22 protein-coding genes are annotated in these 19836 nt (G+C 66.1%); 8 read left to right on the forward strand and 14 right to left on the reverse strand.

Annotated features, from left to right (window positions below; translation table 11 throughout):
- The first annotated feature begins 54 nt into the window (after positions 1–54).
- Together CJZ82_RS11345 and CJZ82_RS11350 are read left to right on the forward strand one after the other, a co-directional pair.
- Positions 55–927, forward strand: a complete 873-nt coding sequence (locus tag CJZ82_RS11345) for a segregation/condensation protein A (protein ID WP_094555884.1) — start codon at positions 55–57, stop codon at positions 925–927.
- A 49-nt stretch (positions 928–976) separates the two neighbouring features.
- On the forward strand, positions 977–2161 hold the full coding sequence (locus CJZ82_RS11350; protein ID WP_094555885.1) for an NDP-sugar synthase: 1185 nt from the start codon (positions 977–979) through the stop codon (positions 2159–2161).
- Here CJZ82_RS11350 and CJZ82_RS11355 read toward each other — a convergent pair.
- Positions 2142–3062: a methylenetetrahydrofolate reductase gene (locus CJZ82_RS11355; protein ID WP_094555886.1), complete on the reverse strand. Its 921-nt coding sequence runs from the start codon at positions 3060–3062 to the stop codon at positions 2142–2144. The two genes, CJZ82_RS11350 and CJZ82_RS11355, sit on opposite strands and share 20 nt — an antisense overlap.
- A 78-nt stretch (positions 3063–3140) precedes the next feature.
- Here CJZ82_RS11355 and CJZ82_RS11360 point away from each other — a divergent pair, with 78 nt between their 5' ends.
- Positions 3141–3410, forward strand: a complete 270-nt coding sequence (locus tag CJZ82_RS11360) for a LuxR C-terminal-related transcriptional regulator (RefSeq protein ID WP_094555887.1) — start codon at positions 3141–3143, stop codon at positions 3408–3410.
- 352 nt (positions 3411–3762) lie between these two features.
- On the opposite strand, the gene CJZ82_RS11365 is transcribed toward CJZ82_RS11360, so the two are convergent.
- The 9 genes from CJZ82_RS11365 to CJZ82_RS11405 form a co-directional block, all read right to left on the reverse strand.
- On the reverse strand, positions 3763–4371 hold the full coding sequence (locus CJZ82_RS11365; RefSeq protein ID WP_094555929.1) for a CYTH domain-containing protein: 609 nt from the start codon (positions 4369–4371) through the stop codon (positions 3763–3765).
- Between the two features lie 66 nt (positions 4372–4437).
- Positions 4438–5397 carry an NAD(+) kinase gene (locus CJZ82_RS11370; RefSeq protein WP_094555888.1) on the reverse strand — a complete coding sequence of 320 codons (960 nt, stop codon included), beginning with the start codon at positions 5395–5397 and terminating at the stop codon, positions 4438–4440.
- 54 nt (positions 5398–5451) lie between these two features.
- Entirely contained in the window at positions 5452–5778 is a 327-nt protein-coding gene (gene nuoK, locus CJZ82_RS11375) for an NADH-quinone oxidoreductase subunit NuoK (RefSeq protein ID WP_094555889.1), read from the reverse strand.
- Between the two features lie 2 nt (positions 5779–5780).
- On the reverse strand, positions 5781–6407 hold the full coding sequence (locus CJZ82_RS11380; protein WP_094555890.1) for an NADH-quinone oxidoreductase subunit J: 627 nt from the start codon (positions 6405–6407) through the stop codon (positions 5781–5783).
- A complete protein-coding gene (gene ndhI / locus CJZ82_RS11385) occupies positions 6407–7018 on the reverse strand; it encodes an NAD(P)H-quinone oxidoreductase subunit I (protein ID WP_094555891.1) in 612 nt (203 codons plus the stop codon). Before ndhI ends, CJZ82_RS11380 begins: the two co-directional genes overlap by 1 nt.
- A gap of 98 nt (positions 7019–7116) precedes the next feature.
- The gene (nuoH, locus tag CJZ82_RS11390) at positions 7117–8235 is read right to left on the reverse strand and encodes an NADH-quinone oxidoreductase subunit NuoH (RefSeq protein ID WP_198949748.1); all 1119 of its coding nucleotides are present in this window, start codon (positions 8233–8235) and stop codon (positions 7117–7119) included.
- 93 nt (positions 8236–8328) lie between these two features.
- Positions 8329–9519, reverse strand: coding sequence for a citrate synthase (locus CJZ82_RS11395; protein ID WP_094555931.1), 1191 nt, complete (start codon positions 9517–9519; stop codon positions 8329–8331).
- Between the two features lie 67 nt (positions 9520–9586).
- A complete protein-coding gene (locus CJZ82_RS11400; protein WP_094555892.1) occupies positions 9587–10117 on the reverse strand; it encodes a histidine phosphatase family protein in 531 nt (176 codons plus the stop codon).
- Between the two features lie 2 nt (positions 10118–10119).
- Entirely contained in the window at positions 10120–11760 is a 1641-nt protein-coding gene (locus CJZ82_RS11405; RefSeq protein WP_094555893.1) for a DUF3352 domain-containing protein, read from the reverse strand.
- Between the two features lie 104 nt (positions 11761–11864).
- Between CJZ82_RS11405 and CJZ82_RS11410 the strand changes: the two genes are divergently transcribed.
- From CJZ82_RS11410 to CJZ82_RS11420, 3 genes are all read left to right on the forward strand, one after another.
- On the forward strand, positions 11865–12215 hold the full coding sequence (locus CJZ82_RS11410) for a rhodanese-like domain-containing protein (protein ID WP_094555894.1): 351 nt from the start codon (positions 11865–11867) through the stop codon (positions 12213–12215).
- Positions 12216–12333: 118 nt separating this feature from the next.
- Positions 12334–13335 (forward strand): heat-inducible transcriptional repressor HrcA, encoded by a 1002-nt coding sequence (locus CJZ82_RS11415; protein ID WP_094555895.1) that lies wholly within the window; start codon positions 12334–12336, stop codon positions 13333–13335.
- A 12-nt stretch (positions 13336–13347) separates the two neighbouring features.
- Positions 13348–14163, forward strand: a complete 816-nt coding sequence (locus tag CJZ82_RS11420; protein WP_094555896.1) for a 20S proteasome subunit A/B — start codon at positions 13348–13350, stop codon at positions 14161–14163.
- 9 nt (positions 14164–14172) lie between these two features.
- Here the strand turns inward: CJZ82_RS11420 and trpB are convergent, their stop codons facing one another.
- Entirely contained in the window at positions 14173–15453 is a 1281-nt protein-coding gene (gene trpB / locus CJZ82_RS11425; RefSeq protein WP_094555897.1) for a tryptophan synthase subunit beta, read from the reverse strand.
- Between the two features lie 102 nt (positions 15454–15555).
- Here trpB and CJZ82_RS11430 point away from each other — a divergent pair, with 102 nt between their 5' ends.
- Positions 15556–15882, forward strand: a complete 327-nt coding sequence (locus CJZ82_RS11430; protein ID WP_094555898.1) for a translation initiation factor — start codon at positions 15556–15558, stop codon at positions 15880–15882.
- A 58-nt stretch (positions 15883–15940) separates the two neighbouring features.
- A complete protein-coding gene (gene cysC, locus CJZ82_RS11435) occupies positions 15941–16579 on the forward strand; it encodes an adenylyl-sulfate kinase (protein ID WP_369820053.1) in 639 nt (212 codons plus the stop codon).
- Here cysC and CJZ82_RS11440 read toward each other — a convergent pair.
- From CJZ82_RS11440 to purE, 3 genes are read right to left on the reverse strand one after another with little or no spacing between them, the layout of a single operon-like run.
- Positions 16539–17678, reverse strand: coding sequence for an AI-2E family transporter (locus CJZ82_RS11440; protein WP_094555900.1), 1140 nt, complete (start codon positions 17676–17678; stop codon positions 16539–16541). The two genes, cysC and CJZ82_RS11440, sit on opposite strands and share 41 nt — an antisense overlap.
- Entirely contained in the window at positions 17675–19231 is a 1557-nt protein-coding gene (locus CJZ82_RS11445) for a glycosyltransferase family 39 protein (RefSeq protein WP_143593642.1), read from the reverse strand. The genes CJZ82_RS11440 and CJZ82_RS11445 overlap by 4 nt, the downstream gene beginning before the upstream one ends.
- Positions 19232–19234: 3 nt before the next feature.
- Positions 19235–19732 carry a 5-(carboxyamino)imidazole ribonucleotide mutase gene (purE, locus tag CJZ82_RS11450; protein ID WP_094555932.1) on the reverse strand — a complete coding sequence of 166 codons (498 nt, stop codon included), beginning with the start codon at positions 19730–19732 and terminating at the stop codon, positions 19235–19237.
- Between the last annotated feature and the right edge of the window lie 104 nt (positions 19733–19836).

Here is a 19836-nt window from a genome sequence, read left to right on the forward strand (position 1 = left end):
CGGCTGGCCCTGAGACCCCAGGCGGGGTACGTTTCCGGCAGATGTGGAAAGATCTTGGCCGATGCAGGCGCCAGGCTGGCGATTCGCCTGCTGCAGGATGCCGCCGAGCGTGGCGAGATTGACCCCTGGGACGTCGATGTCATTGCCGTGATAGACGGCTTCCTGGACCAGCTGCGCCAGCGGATCGGCGCCCCCCGGCTGGTGAGCCGGCCCGGTGAGGGGGGCAGCTTCGAGAGTGATCTGGCCGCCACCAGCGAGGCGTTCCTGGCCGCCTCTGTGCTGGTGAGCCTGAAGGCCGAGATCCTCGAGCAGCAGACCCTGCCACCGGAGCCAGAGCTGGAGGCCTTCAGCATCGATGACGACGGCGCTGATTCCTTTGAGTTGCTCTCGTTCCAGCTGCCGCGCCGGCCGGAACGTCACCTGCATCGGCGGGCCGTGGCTCCACCGCCGCTGCAGCGTCCCGTCACCCTGGGGGAACTGATCCGCCAGCTGGAGGACATCGCCGAGCGGCTGGAGCAGGGGGAAGCGAGCGGGCGAACCAGACAACGCGGACGTCGCTACAGCGAGCGGGCGGCGATCGAGCAGGTGGCGGCCCTGGCCCACCGCGAGAAACTGCCGGAAACCACCGCCGCCCTCAGCCACTTCCTCCTGGAGTGGCAGGCCGCCAGCGACTGGGTGAACTTCGAGGTGCTTGTGGAAGCCTGGGCCGAGTCCGCACCGGCGGATCTGGACCAGGACCGGGTGGGAGTGTTCTGGGCCCTGCTCTTTCTGTGCTCCCAGGGCAGGATCGACCTGCAGCAGGATGGTGATCTGTTCGGCCCCCTCTTCCTCAGGGGTTGCCAGGAAGGGTTGGGCATGCTGCCCACCGCCGCGCCTCAGGGATTGGGGCCAGCTCCGTCTCCGGCTCGGCAAGCCCAGGCCGCCTGAGGGTCTTGATTAAGCTTTACGGAATCGGAACAGAAGCGGACAGGTGCCCATGAAGGCCATGATTCTCGCGGCCGGAAAGGGAACTCGGGTGCAGCCCATCACCCACACGATCCCCAAACCGATGATCCCTATCCTGCAGAAACCCGTGATGGAGTTTCTGCTGGAGCTGCTGCGTGAGCACGGGTTCACCGAAGTGATGGTCAATGTTTCACACCTGGCCGAGGAGATCGAGAACTACTTCAGAGATGGCCAACGCTTCGGTGTGGAGATCGCCTACAGCTTCGAAGGGCGCATTGAAGACGGCGAACTGATCGGCGCGGCCCTTGGTTCAGCCGGCGGCCTCAAGAAAATCCAGACCTTTCAACCATTTTTCGACGACACCTTCGTGGTGCTCTGCGGCGATGCCCTGATCGATCTCGATCTCACCGAGGCTGTGCGCCGCCACAAGGAGAAAGGCGCCATGGCCTCCCTGGTCACCAAGCAGGTGCCCAAGGACCAGGTGAGCAGTTACGGCGTGGTGGTCACCGACCAGGACAGCCGGGTGCTGAGCTTCCAGGAGAAGCCCTCCATCCAGGAGGCCGCCAGCGACATGATCAACACAGGCATCTACATCTTCGAACCGGAGGTTCTCGAACACATCCCTGCCGGCGTTCCCTTCGACATCGGTGCCGATCTCTTCCCCCTGCTGGTGGCTGCCGGAGCCCCCTTCTACGCCCTGCCGATGGATTTCGAGTGGGTGGACATCGGCAAGGTGCCCGACTACTGGCAGGCGATCCGCAGCGTGCTCAAGGGCGAAGTGCGTCAGGTCCAGGTGCCTGGCCGGGAAGTGCGGCCTGGGATCTTCACGGGTCTGAACGTGGCCGCCGACTGGGACAAGATCAACGTGACCGGCCCCATCTACGTAGGAGGCATGACCCGCATCGATCCTGGGGTGACGATCGTGGGGCCGGCGATGATCGGACCGAGCTGCCACATCTGTGAAGGCGCCACGATCGACAACTCGATCATTTTCGATTACTCCCGCATCGGTGCCGGCGTACGTCTGGTGGAGAAGCTGGTGTTCGGCCGCTACTGCGTGGATCGCAACGGTGACCACTTCGACCTGCAGGAAGCTTCCCTCGACTGGCTGATCACCGACGTGCGCCGCCAGGATGTGGTGCAGCCCTCACCCCAGCAGAAGGCGATGGCTGATCTGCTCGGCACGGACCTTGCCCTCAGTGTGGGAGAGAACTGACGTCCATCGGCAGCGATCCCCCAGGGGCCGAAACACCGGCCTCAGCCAGGATCAGGGGGATGCGCTCCTCCGCCTTCACGGCCATCAGGTGAACACCCTGGGCAATGGCGCTGTAGGAGCGCACCTGCTCGGCGGCGATCGCCACACCCTCGGCCGCCGGATCCGCTGAAGCCGCCAGCCGGTCGATGATCGGCTGGGGAATCGAGGCACCAGGCACGACCCGGTTGATGAAGGCCGCGTTCCGCGCCGACTTGAGCAGAAACACCCCAGCCAGCACCGGCAGACCCAGTGGTTCACTGATCTCGCCGCAGAAGCGGCGCAGGGCTTCTGTATTCATCACCATCTGGGTCTGCAGAAAGCACGCGCCGGCGGCCTGCTTACGCGCCACCCTGGCCCGCAGGCCGCTCCAGCTGGTCGACTGGGGGTCGGCCGCAGCCCCTGGGAACAGGGCCGTGGGACCATCCGGCAGCAGGCCCTCCACTGGATCGAGACCAGCGTTGAGATGGCCCACCAACTGCAGCAGGCGCACGGCTTCCAGCTCATTGACGGCCCGGGCGCCTGGCTGATCACCGGCGCCCACCGGGTCCCCGGTGAGGCAGAGCACATTGCGGATGCCGAGGGCATGGGCTCCGAGCAGATCGGCCTGAAGCGCAATCCGGTTACGGTCGCGACAGGCCAGCTGCAGCACAGGCTCGAGTCCGGCATCAAGGAGCAGGCGGCAGAGGGCGAGGCTGCTCATCCGCATCACAGCCCTGCTGCCATCGGTGACATTGACGGCATGGACCAGTCCGCGCAGCTTGGCGGCCGCCGCGAGGGTTCGGGTGGGGTCGCCTCCCCTCGGCGGGGTCACCTCAGCCGTGATGGCGAACTGACCGGTCTCCAGGGCCTGGCGCAGAAGCAAGGGACAGGGGATCGCTCAGGGCCCATCATGCGTCAACGGCTGCTGCTTACAGTGGGCCCGTGGAGGTGTGGAGTCTGGATGTCCGATCGAGACAATCTCATCCAACTGCGCTCCAGCCTTTCGGAACGCGAATTGGAAATCATCGAGCGGGTAGCGACGGGCCTGACCAATCAAGAGATAGCCCTTGAGCTGATGATCAGCAAGCGAACGGTCGACAACCACGTCAGCAATATCTTCACCAAGACCGGCGCCAAGAATCGGGTCGCCCTGCTGAACTGGGCAATGGACAACGGCAAGATTTGCCGAGATGGTTTCAATTGCTGCAATTTACCCAGCCCTGAAGCCTGAGTTGCGGCCTGAGCCACAACTCAGCCAGGTGCCGGGGGTAGCGGGTACTCAGAAGTGATCCAAAATCCAGCAGTGCTCCAAAACCAAAGCGCTCAGATCGGGGCAGCGCCCCTGGTCAATCAGACACTCTGGGCCGTCGCAACCGATAGGGCCCTCGGCAGGGCGTGCACTTCAACTGAGGGCGTGAGGGCCTAGAGGATGTACCCGTCGGGTCCGAGCCCGAACAGATCGGCGTAGTCGAGGCAATCATCGCTGTCGCAGCAGGCGGAGCGACGCACGCTTTGGTGGCCGTAGGGGCCGAGCACGGACTGAACTGGAAAAGGGGAATCAGGGAGAAATTCTTAAGAAAATCCTAGCGGATGTCGCTGTTGTTACAAAGGCTATCCACCAGCAGATCCTGTCGGTCCGCCTCAGACCAGTAGCTCCAGGGGTATCTAGCCAGGGCCGCATTGCTGAGCTCTCCACGACCGGTGATCTCCAGAGCGCACCAGGGCGGCAGCGTCAGCGGTTGGTCCTCCCGCTCCAGCTCCACCTCCGCCAGCACCAGGGGGGCGTTCTCTCCCTCGAACACATCAAGCACCCAGTCACCGCCAGGCAGGTCAAGCCCGTAGCGCTCCTTGCTCAGGCTGACCGCGGCAAGACCCAGCAGCTGGCGGGCATCGGCGGCCGGAATCGCGTACTCGAATTCCTTCCGGGTGATGGCGGTGACGGTGGCCTTGAGGGTCAGCCACGCCCTGGCGCCACTCTCCGAGGAGCCCGCTGAACGCTCCGGATCGGGCTGCACCACCAATGGTTCTGCCTTCTCCGTTCCTTCGGTTCGCCCATCCTCCAGGCGCACCCGCACGGTGACCCCATCGGCTGAAGTCTGCAGATAGCCCTGGCACAAGTGCTGCCGCCAGAGGATGTGCTCCCTCCACCCGGTTCCTGCCACGAGGAAGCGGCGCTCGATCTCCAGAGCCACCGATCCACTCCCCCAGGACGACCAGGCCATCCTGCTGCCAGGTCCGTCGCCTTGGCGCTGCGCCGCTCAGTTTGGGGAGGGTTCGGAGGCGGTGAGGTCGCCAGCCCAGTGCAGCTTGTGGCTGAGGGTGCGGTAATAGGAGGGGCTTTGCTGCAGCACCACCATCAGGGCGCAGTGGCCGGAGCGCTGCACGACGCAGCGATCGCCCGGCTCGAGCACCGTGGCGTGGGCGCCATCCTTCCAGAGCTTCACCCGGCGGCTCGGCTCACCCAGGGGCCAGATCGCCAGCTGGGAGCGTGGTGGCACCACCACCGGCCGGCTGGAGAGGCTCATCGGGCAGATCGGATTCACCACGATGGCATCGATGCCGGGATGGAGAATCGGCCCTCCAGCCGCCATGGCATATCCCGTGGAGCCGGTGGAGGTGGCGATGATCAAGCCATCGCCGCGGAACTGATCCACGACCTCCCCGTCGATCTCCAGCTCCAGCACGCAGGTGGGCGAGAGCTCATCGAGGAAAGGGCGGAAATAGAAATCGTTGAGCGCACGGTGCAGCCTGGCTGGCCCATCGCTGGCAGGGTCTTCCGGCTCATCCCCTTCGGGAACTCCGTCGCCACGATCAACGAAGGCCTCCAGCATCATGCGCCGCTCGAGAGCGAAGCGGTCATCGCGCAGCCGTTGCCAGAGGTTGTCGTCTGAGGAGGACGTGCTGAGCACCAGCAGCTTGCGTTCCTGGGTCAGGAAGCCGAGGTGCCCGCCCACGTTGAAACTAAGGATCGGCACCTCCAGGGGGCCGAGGTGACGAGCCGCACTCAGGACGGTGCCATCCCCTCCCAGCACCACAGTGAGGTCAGGCAGACAGGGCTCGGTGGCCAGAAGTCCCGGGAAGGGATTGGAGCTGGCTCCACTGCTGGCCACAGATACCTGAACTCCCTGGGAGCGCAGATCTTCACAGCAACGCCGGGCCTGACGCTGGGCGGCCTGGCTGCCTGAGCGAACGATCAGCCAGACCCTCTGAAGCTGCATGGAATCAAGCGTGAATCCTGAATGGCCACATCAGCGGGTGAGCGGCGGGACCGTTTACCAGCGCAGCAGGTTGAAGCGCTCCATGTCGACAGTTTCGCGGTTGCGATAAAGAGAGAGCAGGATCGCCAGGCCCACGGCAGCTTCGGCGGCCGCGACAGTGATCACAAAAATGGCAAAGACTTGGCCTCGGATCTGCTGGCCGTCGATGTAGCTGGAAAATGCCATGAGATTGATGTTCACGGCATTGAGCATCAGCTCAATACTCATGAGCACGCGCACGGCGTTGCGGCTGTTGATCAAACCCCAGACACCTGTGCAGAAGAGGATGGCTGCGAGCACCAGGTAGGCCTGCAGCGGAATGTCGATGGAAGTGGCGGGCATGATCAGACTTTCTCCAGCAGGGTGGTCTCGCCGGCGGTGCTCTCAAGAAGAAGGGGTGTGCGCTCTTTTTCGATCAGTCCCTGATCCGCCGCTTCGCCCGTGATCACATCGCTGCTGAACACATCGCGGCGGGCGAGCACGATCGCTCCGATCATCGCCATGAGCAGCAGCACCGAGGCCAGCTCGAAAGGCAGCAGATAGTCGCTGAACAGGTGGATCCCGATCAGCACCGTGGAGTCATCGCCGAGGGGGGTGGGCCCTGGGACTGCCCATGGAGTGGTGAGATCAACCCTCAGGATCAAAAGAAACAGCCCGAGGCAGACCCCCCCGGAGAGCACCCGTCGCAGGAGCAGGCCAGGGATCTCAGCCATGGCCTCCTTCTTGTTCACGAGCATGATCGCGAACAGGATCAGCACATTCACGGCGCCCACGTAAACGAGCACCTGGGCTGCGGCAACGAAGCTGGCGTTCAGCAGCAGGTAGAGGCCCGCCACCGAGAGAAACACGCCAGCCAGCAGGAAAGCGGAATACACGATGTTGGGCAGCAGCACCACCCCAAGAGCCCCCAGCACCAAGGTGAGGGAGAGGGCAATGAAGCAGACGAGCTGGGTGACGGACGCGATCGTCATCAGGAGTTCTCCGCGGGCTTGGCAGCTGTGGCAGCCATTTCAGCCTGCACCTGCTCAGGCAGTTGACCGGCTCTCGGCCTGGAGGGGTCAACCCCATGGGGGTCCATCTCACCCTTGGGCAGGTAGGCCAGCTCGCGCAGGGGCACCACGGCCGGATCACTGGTGACGCTGGTGGGGAGGCGGCCCAGGGCAACGTTGTCGTAGTTGAGACTGTGGCGATCAAAGGCCGCCAGCTCGTATTCCTCAGTCATGGAGAGACAGTTGGTGGGGCAGTACTCCACACAATTGCCGCAGAAAATACAGACTCCAAAATCAATGGAGTAGTTTTTCAGTTCTTTCTTTTTGGTCTCTTTATTCATTACCCAATCAACCACTGGCAGGTTGATTGGGCACACCCGCACGCAAACCTCGCAGGAGATGCACTTATCGAATTCGTAGTGGATCCTGCCGCGGTAACGCTCCGACGGAATCAGCTTCTCATAAGGGTATTGCACGGTGATCGGCCGGCGGCGCAGATGATCAAACGTGACCGACAGGCCCTGGGTGATGTAATTGGCCGCGCCAAGGGCGTCCTTGGTGTAATCACCGACCTTTTGCAGGAATCCGAACATGGAGGAGGAGTCGGAGAGGAACGTGGACAGGAGCTGAAGGGTTGGAGCTGTGGCTGGGTTGGGGTCTAGGGGTTAACCCATGATGACCGGCTGTCTTCTTATCCGCCGAAAAAGGCAGGGAAGGCGAGCTTCAGACCAGCGGTGACCAGCAGATTGACCAGGGCGATCGGCAGCAGGAACTTCCAGCCCAGATCGAGAAGCTGGTCGATGCGCACCCGCGGCAGTGTCCAGCGCAGCAGGATGGCGATGAACACCAGCAGGTAGGCCTTGAGCACCGTCATGACGATGCCCAGGGAACCGGTGATCACCTGCACCAGAGGGGCATCGACCGACTGGCCCAGGGCGCCAGCCAACCACTCCACCGGAAAGGGGAAACCCCAGCCACCGAGATAGAGGACGGCCACCAGCAGGGCCGAGAGCACCAGGTTGATATAGCTGCCCAGGTAGAAAAGGGCGAACTTCATGCCGGCGTATTCGGTCTGATAGCCGGCAACGAGCTCTTCTTCCGCCTCTGGAAGGTCGAAGGGGAGCCGTTCGCACTCGGCCAGGGCGCAGATCCAGAAGATCAGGAAGCCCACCGGCTGGCGCCAGATGTTCCAGCTGAGAATGCCGGCTCCGCTCTGCTGGTTGACGATGTCGACGGTGCTGAGCGAGTTGCTCATCATCACGACCGCCAGCACCGCCAGGGCCAGAGGGATCTCATAACTGATCGACTGGGCAGCGGCACGTAGACCCCCCAGCAGGGAGTACTTGTTGTTGCTGGCGTAGCCGCTCATCAACAGGCCGATCGGCTGGATGCTGCTCAGGGCGATCCAGAGGAAAACGCCGATGCCCACATCACTGATCAGAAGGTTCTGACCAAAGGGCACCACCAGCCAGGACAGGATCACCGGCACCAGCACGAGCACCGGACCGAGCGTGAACAGCAGCCCGTCGGCGCGGTGGGGGATGACGTCTTCCTTGAAGAGCAGCTTGAGGCCATCGGCCATTGGCTGCAGCACGCCGAGGGCGCCCGCATATTCAGGGCCGATCCGCTGCTGCACGGCTGCGGAGATCTTGCGCTCCAGCCAGACGTTGACCAAAACACCGATGACGGCCGCCACCAGGACCAGAAGCATCGGCAGGGGCAGCCAGAGCAGATGGGCCGTGCCCTGGCTCAGGCCGAATCCCTCCAGGGTGCTGGTGAAACTGGACTGAAGGTCGATTCCAGGGCCCACCACAGCCAGGGCAGGCCGGCTGGTGATCAAGGGCACTGGTGCCGGATCAATCAACACCGTGACAACTCCGCGTTGAGCTGAGATGGTGGCAACTTAGACCGCAGGCAGGGCATTGCGGGCATCCTGAGGCAACCAACTCCTGCGCTCGGCCCCGGTATAGATCTGCGTGGGTCTGTAAATGCGGTTGGCCCCCAGCTGCTCCTTCCAGTGAGCCAGCCAGCCAGCCACCCGGGCGATCGCAAAGATCGGCGTGAACAGATCCCTGGGGATGCCCAGCTTGCGGTACACCAGCCCGGAATAGAAATCAACATTGGGGTAGATGCCCTTGGGGCCAAGGCGCTCGGAGGCCACCTCCTCGAGCCGCCTGGCTACGTCGTACATGGCGTCGTGCCCAAAGCGGTCGAACAGCTGCTCAGCCAGCCCCTGGAGAATCACGGCCCGGGGGTCCTTGACCTTGTATTCACGGTGCCCGAAACCCATGATCTTCTGCTTGTCGGCAATGGCCCGATCCAGCCAGGCTTCGGCCCGGTCCTCGCTGCCGATCTGCTCAAGCATTGCCAGCACGTCTTCGTTGGCACCGCCGTGCAGAGGGCCGGCCAGGGTGCCGACGGCAGAGGCCACCACGGCGTAAGGATCGGTGAGGGTGCTGGCAGTGACGCGGGCACTGAAGGTGCTGGCGTTGAGGCTGTGCTCGGCGTGCAGGATCAGGCAGGCATCGAAGATCCGGGCCGCCAGAGGGTCGGGCTCACGCTCGGTGAGCATGTAGAGAAAGTTGGCCGCATAGGCGAGATCATCACGGGGCTGGATCGGATCCTGGCCCAGACGGATCAGCTGAAAAGCAGCCACCATCGTGGGGATCTTGGCGATCAGGCGCACCACGGCCGCCTCGATGTAGGCGGGATCATCCAGAGCACGGCGGGAATAGAACAGCCCGAGGGAGGCCGCGCTCGACTGCAGCGCGTCCATGGGGTGCCCGTTGGCCGGGAAGCACTTCATCATGTCCCGGATGCGGAAGCTCACCCTCCGGTGCATCTGCACGTCATGCTCGAAGGCCCGCAGTCGCTCGACGGTGGGTAGCTCACCCCAGATCAGAAGGTGGGTGGTTTCGAGGAAGGTGCTGTGGGCCGCCAGTTCCTCCAGGGGATAGCCGCGGTAGGTGAGCAGACCCTGAAGACCGTCAATGTCACAAATGGCCGACTGGGTTGCCGGCACACCCTCCAGCCCAGGACGGAAGACGGGTGCCGCGTCTGCCGCAACCCGGTTTGCATCCACCACCATCCGCATCATCCCGGCTTCAGATCCGAAGCTAGGCCGAGGCTCCGCCCCCTGCCGTAGCCCTGCTGACCACCCCTCAGATGAGGCATGCGGGGCTGAGCAGAAGGCGCAGGCAGGCGCTGCCCTCCAGGGGCTGTGCGCCAACGCTGCCGGGGGCAGGCATCTCGAGTAAAGCCACTCCGCCCTTCTTCAGGCGCAAGGCTCCGGGAGGAGCGCCGCAGAGGCGGGCGGCCAGGGCACTGAGGTCGGGCTCATGGCCCACCAGCCCGAGGCGGCCACCAGCGGCCAGGGGACCATCCACCGCCAGCCACTCCACCAGCAGAGGCATCGGGTCGGCATCGGGAGAGAGTTCCGCCGCGATCGCCAAGGCAGCGCAGAGGCCCTCCTCCCGGGCGATCTGGGCTGTCTGGAGCGCCCGCACCAGCGGACTGCTCAACAGCTTATCGCAGTGAAGGTCGAGCTCAAGCAGCCGCCGCACCACCGCGGCAGTCCGCCGGCGCCCCCGCTCCGTCAGCGGGCGCTCTCGATCGGACCGCACACCAGGACCAGGCTCCTGGCGCTCCTCGGCAAGGCCATGACGCAGCAACAGCAGGGAGACATTGGCCATGGTCAACCCAGCTCCAGGCGTGCCCGCAGGGCGAGCAGCGAAGACGGTCCCAGCGGCGGCGGCGAATCCTCCGGCAAGGGCGGCTCGATCGCCAGGCTGAAGGCCAGGCCCTGCACGCCGACCAGCAGAGGACGACCCACAAGGCTGGAGACCAGTTGCCACGGGTGCCAAGGCGCCAGCAGATCCTGCGCGGGCCCAGCGGCCAGGGCCGCCTGCAGAGGGGCGCCGCGGCTGCCCAGGGCTTGCAGTTGCTCGATTCGCTCCCGCGGGGGAGCCTTGCGGCCCTGCAGCTGATCGTCGAGGGCCAACAGGCCCTCTCCCCACCAGGACGTCTCGCCCTGATCGAAGCGGGCACCGGCCAGCGTTGCCTGCAGGCGGTCGGGATCGCCTTTGCCGGGGCGGGCCTCCAGGCGGCTCCAGACCTGAAGGGTCTGGCCAGCACGGTTCAAGGGCGCCGGGCTGTAGCCCTGCTGGAGCAGGGGAGGGCTCAGCTGCTCGGTGGCCAGGGGGGATGCGGCGGTGGCGAGCGTCCAGCCCCCCTCCCGGCGCAGGCCCAGCAAAGATCCATGGTCGGCGGCCGCCACCAGCGATGGCAGCGGTCCATTCAGCTGAGCGAGAGCCTGGCGCAGCAGCGGGCCCACCAGGTCATTCCAGACGTCAGTGCTGGTCTGCTCGCCCGGCTCCGCCAGCAGGGAGGCCGGATCCTGGATCAGGGCCAGGCTGGCCACTGGCCCGCGTAGCTGGCCAGGCAGGTCGGGCAGCGAATCCAGCTGCAGCTGCTGCAATGGCTGGCGCACAGGCAGCAGTGCCTGGAGCTGCAGACTCCGGCCGTCAGGCACAAGGGCCACCACCAGGTCACCCACCCCCTCAGCCTTCTTCAGGGTGGTGGGTAGATCGAGCCAGTCGCTGAAGGCCTGCGGGCGGGCGGTGAGCAGGGCCACACCCTTCTCCAGCCGTCCTACGGCGCCCTGGAGCGAGTGTTGTCCTGCCTGGTTGAGTTCGTCGATCTGGGAGACGTCGAGGGCCTGCTCCAGCACACCCCGGCCAGAGGCGATCAACACCAGCCGGTCGTCGATCAGGGCCGTGGCCAGCGGCTGGCTGGACTCACCAGCCAGGGCACCGCGTCCACTGATCAGCCCCATGCCCCGGTAACTGCTGATCTGCAGGGCAGTGCCTGCCAGGCTGCGGGATTGCCAGAAGCGCTGCAGAAAGCGGCGGGCGCCCTCTGGCTCGCGGCACCCGAGAGCCAGCAACCAGCCGCTGGGACCAGCGCTCCCCTCAGGAGCGATCACCGCCAGGCTGGTGTCAGGACCGAGCCATCCGGCCAGTTCACTGGAGTACTCCAGGCCGGCCGTGGCAAAGGCGCCATCGCGCAGATTGGCCATCAGCTCGGCTGCTTCCCGTCGCTGGGACGGAGGAGCCACGGCCCTGGCGTAGGCCACCAGGTCGTCGGGTTTGACCAGGAGGTGAAGACTGATCAGCGCGCTGCGCGGCACGAAGCGGGCCGCCAGGGGCAGGTGCAACGGCTGCTGCTCCAGGCTCAGGGGACTCTGACGGAGAGCCAGCCACCAGAAGCCTCCCCCCAGGGAGAGCAGGAGCAGTGCTGCCGTCAGCACAGCCGCCAGGAAGGGGCGAGCCTTCATGCGCCGCACACAGGGGTGCTGACATCTTCATCCATGACCACGCACGCTGACAGCCCCAGGTCCCCAGGACCCAATGCTGAGCCTTTCCCGCCACCATCGATGCCATGACCACTCCGACCCCCAGGGCCATCCGCGCCAGCGCACTCCAGCAACGGCTGCTCGACGGTGAACCGCTGCAGCTGGTGGACGTGCGCGAACCCGCGGAACTGAAGATGGCCTCTCTGCCACGGCCGGTGCTGCATCTGCCGCTGAGCCGCTCAGCCGAGTGGGTGGAGCGCATCGAGAGCCTGATCGGGCGAGACCAGACGGTCGTGGTGCTCTGTCATGCCGGAATCCGCAGCTGGCAGTTCGCCTGCTGGTTGATGGAGGCCCAGGGCTATGACGACGTGCTCAACCTGCAGGGGGGCATCGACGCCTGGAGCGTGGAGGTGGATCCGTCGGTGCCGCGGTATTAGGTGCCGCGCTACCAGAGGCTGATCTGCAGAGCCGGTTCCTGGCCTGGCCGCAACAGAGTGACCTTGACATGAGGAATTTTTCCGTACGATCAGCTTCAGACGTTCCGCCAGCTCGCATGTGATCGCCCTGCCCCACCGCCAACAGCAGGTGCTGCAGGCCACGGTGCATCACTATGTCGACACCATGGAGCCGGTGGGCAGCCGCACCCTGATCCGCCGCTTCGGCTTGCCCGCCAGCGCAGCCACGGTGCGGTCCACCATGGGAGCCCTTGAACAACGGGGCCTGCTGCTGCAGCCCCACACGTCAGCCGGCCGCATCCCCAGCCAGCAGGGCTACCGCCTCTACGTGGATGCTCTCCTGCCGGCCCCTGGTGCCGGGGCGGTGCAACTGCAACGGGAAATGCTGGGCCTGAGCCTGCAATGGGCGGCCCTGGATGATCTGCTGCTGCATCTGGCCCGTCGCCTGGCGGATCTCACCGGTCTGATGAGCCTGATCACCCCTCCCCAACGGGCTGAATCACGCTTACAGGCGATCCGGCTGGTGCCCAACGGCGAGCGGCTGCTGGTGCTGCTGGTGGAGAACGCTCTGGTGGCCAGCAGCCTCAACCTGCGGCTCCCCCCAGGAAGCGGCCTTGAGCTGCCTGCCCTGGAAGGGTGGCTGCAGACGGAACTCGATCGCCCCCCCGGAGGCCTGATCCGCTGGGAGCGCCTCCCGTCCCAGCTGCGCAGCAGCGGCGGCTTGCTGCGTCAGGCTCTGCGCAGCCACCGCCAGGCCCGAAGCAGCGATGGCGATGGCGCCGTGGTCGTGGGCATGGGCGGACTGCTGGCCCAGCCCGAATTCAGCCGCAGCGCTGATCTCAGACCATTGCTGCAACTGGTGGAGGAGGAGCCTCTGCGACTGCTGCAACCGGCCCAGCAGCAGGATCCGGAGGGAATCTGGATCGGAGCGGAGCATCCCCACCCGGCCCTGCGCCAGTGCGCCGTGGTACGGGCCAGCTACAGGAGCGGGGACGGCAGCGAGGGCCAGGTGGCCCTGCTGGGACCGATGCGCATGGCCTATGCCACGGCGATCTCAGCGGTGCGCTCCGTGGCCACTAGCCTGCAACGTCTGCTCAGCTGAGGCCCCAACGGAATGACCTATTGCGTGGGGTTCTGGTTGGAGGCCGGTCTGGTGATGGCCTCCGATTCCCGCACCAACGCCGGGGTCGACTACATCTCGTCGTACAGAAAGCTGTACACCTTCGAGCCGGCCCCCGACCGGCTGTTCATGCTTCTGGCCGCCGGCAACCTGGCCACCACCCAGGCCGTGATCAACCACATCAAGCGCGACCTGAACCAGGCCCGGCGCGATGGTCCTGGCCTGGCGGGGCGGCCGTTGGCCAGTCAGGGGGGTTCCGGCGTGCCCCCCAGACAGCACGACCTACTCAGTGCCAACTACCTGTTCGAAGTGGCCGCCTACATCGGCCGGCTGAGCGTGAAGGTGCAGAACGACAATCACTCGGCGCTGCACCAGGTAGGCGCCAGCGGTGAAGCCAGCTTCATCCTCGGCGGTCAGATCGCCGGCCAGCCCCATGGCCTGTACCTGATCTACCCCCAGGGCAACACGATCATGGCCACGCCGGAAACGCCCTTTCTGCAGATCGGGGAGAGCAAGTACGGCAAACCCCCCCTCGATGCGGTAGGGCACTGCCGGATGTCGCTGGAAGATGCCGCCCGGCTCTGCCTGGTGTCCCAGGTGATCACCCGCCGCTCCAACCTCACCGTGGGGCCTCCCTTCGAGGTGGCTCTCTACCCCCGCGACAGCCTGGTGGTGGCGCACCACCAGCGGCTGGAGCGTGGCGCCCGCGAGATCGCTGAGATCAACAGGATCTGGATCGAAACCCAGCGCCAGGCCATGCAGAAGCTGCCCCGCTTCCCCTGGGAGCAGTCCCAGGAACCTCCGGACTGAGCCGGTGGGTCAGCCGCCCGCCAGCCGGTCTCCCAGCTGGTCGGCCACGGTGTTCACGTCCTTGTCGCCGCGGCCGGAGAGATTGATCACCAGCTCGGTGCCCGGCGCCAGAGTGGGGCAGAGCTGCTCCAGCCAGGCGAAGGCATGGGCCGTTTCCAGGGCCGGGATGATGCCTTCGAGCAGGCTGACCCGTTGCAGCGCATCTAGGGCCTCCCGGTCGGTCACGGCGGCATATTCGGCCCGGCCCAGCTCTTGCAGGTAGCTGTGCTCGGGGCCCACCCCCGGGTAGTCAAGACCGGCGCTGATCGAGTGGGCCTCCTGGACCTGCCCCTGCTCGTCCTGCAGCAGCAGGCTCATGGCACCGTGCAGCACCCCGACTCGGCCTTCGGTGATCGTGGCGGCATGGCGGCCCGTCGCCACCCCTTCGCCGGCAGCCTCCACGCCGATCAGACGGACGGAGGTGTCGGTGACGAAGGGGTGGAAGAGGCCCATGGCATTGGAGCCACCGCCCACGCAGGCCAGCAGAACATCGGGCAGACGGCCGAAAGCCGCCTGGCACTGGACCTTGGTTTCCTCGCCGATCACCGCGTGAAAATCGCGCACCAGCATCGGGTAGGGGTGGGGCCCAGCCACTGACCCCAGGATGTAGTGAGTGCTCTCCACGTTGGTGACCCAGTCGCGGATGGCTTCGCTGGTGGCGTCCTTGAGAGTGGCGGTACCGGCGGTGACCGGCTGCACCGTGGCACCCAGCAGGCGCATGCGGAACACGTTCAGGGCCTGGCGACGCATGTCCTCGGCCCCCATGTAGATCACGCACTCCAGGCCGAAGCGGGCGCAGACGGTGGCGGTGGCGACGCCATGCTGGCCAGCGCCGGTTTCAGCGATGATCCGCTTCTTGCCCATGCGCAGGGCCAGCAACGCCTGACCCAGAGCGTTGTTGATCTTGTGGGCCCCCGTGTGGTTCAGGTCCTCCCGCTTGAGCCAGATGCGGGGGCCACCCTCGGGGCGCTGGTAGTGGGCTGTGAGCCGCTCGGCCTCGTAGAGGGGCGAGGGGCGACCGACGTAGGTTTTGAGCAGGTGATCGAGCCTGCTGGTGAAGGCGGGATCAGCCCAGGCCTCAGCCGCGGCCTGCTCCAGCTCCGCCAGGGCTGGCATCAGCGTCTCCGGTACGTACTGCCCGCCATAACGCCCGAAGCGCCCGAGCGCATTCGGGCGGGCGCCCTCCTCGAGAGCAGCGGCACCGGTGAGGGCTGCGGAGTCCTGCGGGATCGGGGGGAGGGTGCTCGTCACCGGTGATCGATCGGGGTGCTTCAGCCTAGGAAGCGGGCCGCGGCGACAGATCCATCAGCCCATGGGTGCGCTGTGATGGACGGAGTAGCGGCAACGGACGCCATGGGCAAGGGAGGCTGGCAGGAATTCAGCGCTGGGGCGAGCACAGCCCGGCCAGCGGCTGCGGGCGCAGCGGACACCCCTCGCCCGCAGCAACGGGTGCGGGTGCAGCGCACCAAGGCGGGAAAGGGCGGCAAGACCGTGACAGCCATCACCGGCATGGAGATCAGCGACGTCGATGCCCGGGCCCTGCTCAAGCGTCTGAAGGCCAGAGCCGGCAGCGGCGGCACCCTCAAGGACGGCGTGATCGAGCTGCAGGGGGATCAGGTGAGCATCTGCCTGGAGACGCTCTCCGCAGAGGGCTTCCGGCCCAGACAGGCGGGGGGCTGAGCAACCCCGACCAGCAGGCGTGGCGGGAAGGTGAGAGCATCGCCCCACCCTCCCCTCCATGTCCGCCCCGTCGATGACCAGCAACTCCACCGACAGCAATGCCACCAACATCGTCTGGCACGAAGCCGCGGTGGACCGAGACTCCCGCGCCAGCCAGCGGGGCCACCGCAGCGCCATCCTCTGGTTCACGGGGCTCTCGGGAGCCGGCAAGAGCACCCTGGCCAACGCCGTGAACGTGGAACTGTTCCAGCGAGGGCTGGCCACTTACCTGCTCGATGGTGACAACGTGCGCCATGGCCTCTGCAACGACCTGGGGTTCTCCGATGCCGACCGGGAGGAGAACATCCGGCGCATCGGCGAGGTGGCCAAGCTTTTCCTCGACGCCGGCGTGATCACCCTCACCGCCTTCGTGTCACCGTTCCGGGCCGACCGCGATCGGGCCCGCTCCCTCGTGCAGTCCGGGGATTTCATCGAGATCCACTGCGCCGCGGAACTGGCGGTCTGCGAGCAGCGGGATCCCAAGGGGCTGTATGCCAAGGCCCGCGCTGGCGTGATCAAGGACTTCACCGGTATCTCCAGCCCCTATGAAGCGCCGGACTCCCCTGAACTGCGGGTCGACACCGGCGGCAGGCTGGAGGAGAACGTGGCCCAGGTGATCAGTTACCTGGAGCATCAGGGGTTGATCGCGGCGGGATGAAGACCGGTGCCATGGCCGCCTGACTGGGGAGTGGTTCTGGCTCCGGCAGCCCCAGGCGACGGGCCACCTCATCGAGAAAGGCCTTGAGGCAGCTCGCCACCGGCACGGCCAGCAGCAGGCCCAGCAGTTCGCCAAGGCCCAGCAGGCTGCCGATCCGAGCACCGACCGGCAGGCTGAGCAGCAGCCAGGCAGGCTGCAACCCCACGATCTTGCCCATCAACCGGGGCTGGATCACCTGGTCCACCACCTGGCCAACAGCAATCGCCACCGCCAGCACCTCAAGGCCGGTGCGAGGATCCTTCAGGGCCAGCAGCAGGCTCACCAGCACGATCGTGAAGGCACTGGCGTAGGGAATCAGGGTGGTGGACCCGATCGCCACTGCGAAGAGCACGCCATAGGGAATCCCCAGCAGGGTGAAGACCATGATCTGGGCCAAGCTCAGAATCAGCGCCAGGATCACCTGGCCGCCGAAATAACCGCGAAAGGTGCGGTTCACGGTGGCAAGCACCAGCTCCCGCCAGCTGGCCGGCAACCAACGGGCCAGCCCGCGGCTGGTCGACTCGCCACCCAGCAGAAGGAAGATGGCCAGCACGATCACGATCACGCTGTTGATCGTGAGGGTGAGGGTGGCGCCCAGCAGTCCCAGCAGCTTCTGGCTGAGCTGCGAGGCGTACCGGGTGGAGCGAGTGAGCAGGGCACTGCTGAGATCGCCGAAATCCGCAGGCAGGCCGTGCTCCACGGCCCAGTCCTGGGCCTGGTTGAGCAGGGTTTCCGCTTCCACGAACCAACCGGGCAAGGCCGTGAGCAGATCCGCGAGCTGCTCCACCAGCAGGGGAATGATCCAGAGGGCCACCAGAACCAGCACCAGCAGGGCCAGCCCGAGAACCAGGGCGAGAGCCAGGGGCCTGGGCAGGCCCCGGCCCGTCAGCCAGCGGCTGGGGAGATCAAGCAGAAAGGCGATCAACGCAGCCGTGAGAAACAGCGCCGGGAAGGGAGCGAGCGGCAACAACAACTGACGCAGTACCCAGAAATTGAGCACCAGCAGGGGCAAGGCCAGGCCGAGCCGCTGCCAGGCGGTCAATGGGGCCGGGCGGATCATGGTGCTGGTGCAGCCGCCGCCGGGTCCGGCTCGGCTGGAGGCAAGGGCTTCACCTGCCGGCGGGATACCTCCAGGCCTGAGGCAGGCACCGCCACATCGATCAGCTGCAGCCTCCCAGGAATCAGGGACTCGAACCGCCCGCCCGGCACGTCACCGGGTTGCACCGACAGCCCACGATCGATCAGCACCACCCGCTTCAGGGGAGGTTGCACTTCAATGCTCTCGTCCCGTTGGTCGAGCACCAGATCGGCCTCGCCGTGGTCGTAGGCAGGAAGATGCACCGAGGGCAGGCGATAGGCACGGCGGTTGGAGCGGCCGGTCACCACCACCAGGGTGGTGGCGGGATCGAAGCGCTTCACCGCGTGGATAGCCAGGCCCCATTCGTGGTCGTAGGAGCGCAGATTCTCCAGAAAGCGATCGCCGGGCATCAGCAGAAAGAGGGCGCATTGCAGGGCGAGCACCAGCAGCAGGGGCCGGGGCCAGCGCAGCGCCCCGGCCCCACCTGTCCGCTCCGCCAGGCGGGCGGACAGCAACAGCAGCAAGGCCGGCAGCAGCGTGGTGGCGTGCCCCATGCGCGTGAAGTGCACGGCCACCAGATAAGTGGCCGAGGGGACCACCCAGAGGGCGATGAACCAGCGCCGCCAGATCCGTTCCTGGCGCGGGAGCGGTCCAGGGGCCTTGGCGATTGGCCCAGCCCTGCTGGTGGCCAGGGCCAGGGCCAGACCAGCCGGGGCCGTGAGCGCCACCGTGCGGATCAGCAACCAGCCGTTGCCGAGCACCCCGCGGTCGGAGGCCTGCTGGGTGTGATCCCCCTTCCAGGCCATCAACTGCGACCAGAAAGGGCCCAGCCCGCCCGCCTCCTCCAGAAAGGCCTGGCCCCACCACGCGAGCACCCCTAGGCCGAGGGCCACAGCCACCAGCAGCCGCCAGGACTTCAGGCCTCGACGGCTACCCCTGAAGCAGCACACCAGCACGAGGGGCAGCAGGAAGATGGGGGTGTTCGGCCGGATGCCAGCGGCGGTAGCCATCAGCAGCGCCAGGGGGGGCAGGAAGCGCTGATCCCCCTCAGCCACGAACCAGGCGCAGCAGGCGATCGCCGTGACCCAGCCCAGCTCGGTGCCATAACTGAGGGGTTGACTGGCGTAAAACCAGAGCAGGGGGCTGCTGAACAGCAGCGCCACCATCCACCAGGCAGCCCGCAGTCCCCCCCAGCGCCTGGCCAGGATCCAGCCGAAGGGCAGCGCCGCCGCCGACACCAGAGCATTGACCAGCTCCAGGGCCGCCACCCCATTGCCCCCGGTGAGCGGCAGGCTCAGGCGTCCAAGGCTGATCAGCCACCAGAAGCAACCGGGGAGGTGAGGCTGGTGGCGATCCAGATCGAAATCGGTGAGAGCGAGCACGAAGTTGCCCGCATCCCAGGCCTGCACCAGCTCCGTGCGAGTGAGCCAACGGCTGAGGGCACCGGCGAAGAACAGCAGCAACCACCAGATCCACGCGGCCGCCGGCGCCGGCCGCTCCGGTCCACGAGCTGGTGCAGAACCCGACTCCACCATTCCTCAGCCCTCCATGGCGGCCAGATAGGCCGTGCTGCCAAGCTCGCCCAGGCGGGCGTCCTTGGCGCAGACCTGGTCATGGAGCCCCAGGCGATGCCGCCTGAGCTGCTCGGCCAGGACCGGATCGGCCGTGGCCAGGATCTGGACCGCCAGCAGCCCGGCGTTGGTGCCGTTGCCGATGGCCACCGTGGCGACGGGAATCCCGGCCGGCATCTGCACGATTGAGTGGAGCGAATCGACCCCAGAGAGGGTTCGGCTGACCACCGGCACACCGATCACCGGCAGGATGGTGAGGGCCGCCACCATCCCCGGCAGGTGAGCGGCACCGCCCGCCCCAGCCACGATCACCTTGAGGCCGCGGCTGGCTGCGGCTTCCGCGAAGTTCAGCATCTCCCGCGGGGTGCGGTGAGCCGAGAGCACCCGCACCTCCACGCCCACCCCGAAGTCTTCGAGCACCTTCACCGCCGGCTGCATCGTCGGCAGGTCGGAATCGCTGCCCATCACCACGGCCACGAGGGGAGCATCCCCGGAACTGGGGGTCGGCGGGTTGGCTCCCTCAACGGCAGCGGAGACAGGTTCGAGGGTCAAAGAGGAGCGGCAGTGGC

It is taken from the genome of Synechococcus sp. 1G10 (assembly GCF_002252625.1).
Classification (GTDB): Bacteria; Cyanobacteriota; Cyanobacteriia; order PCC-6307; family Cyanobiaceae; genus Regnicoccus_A.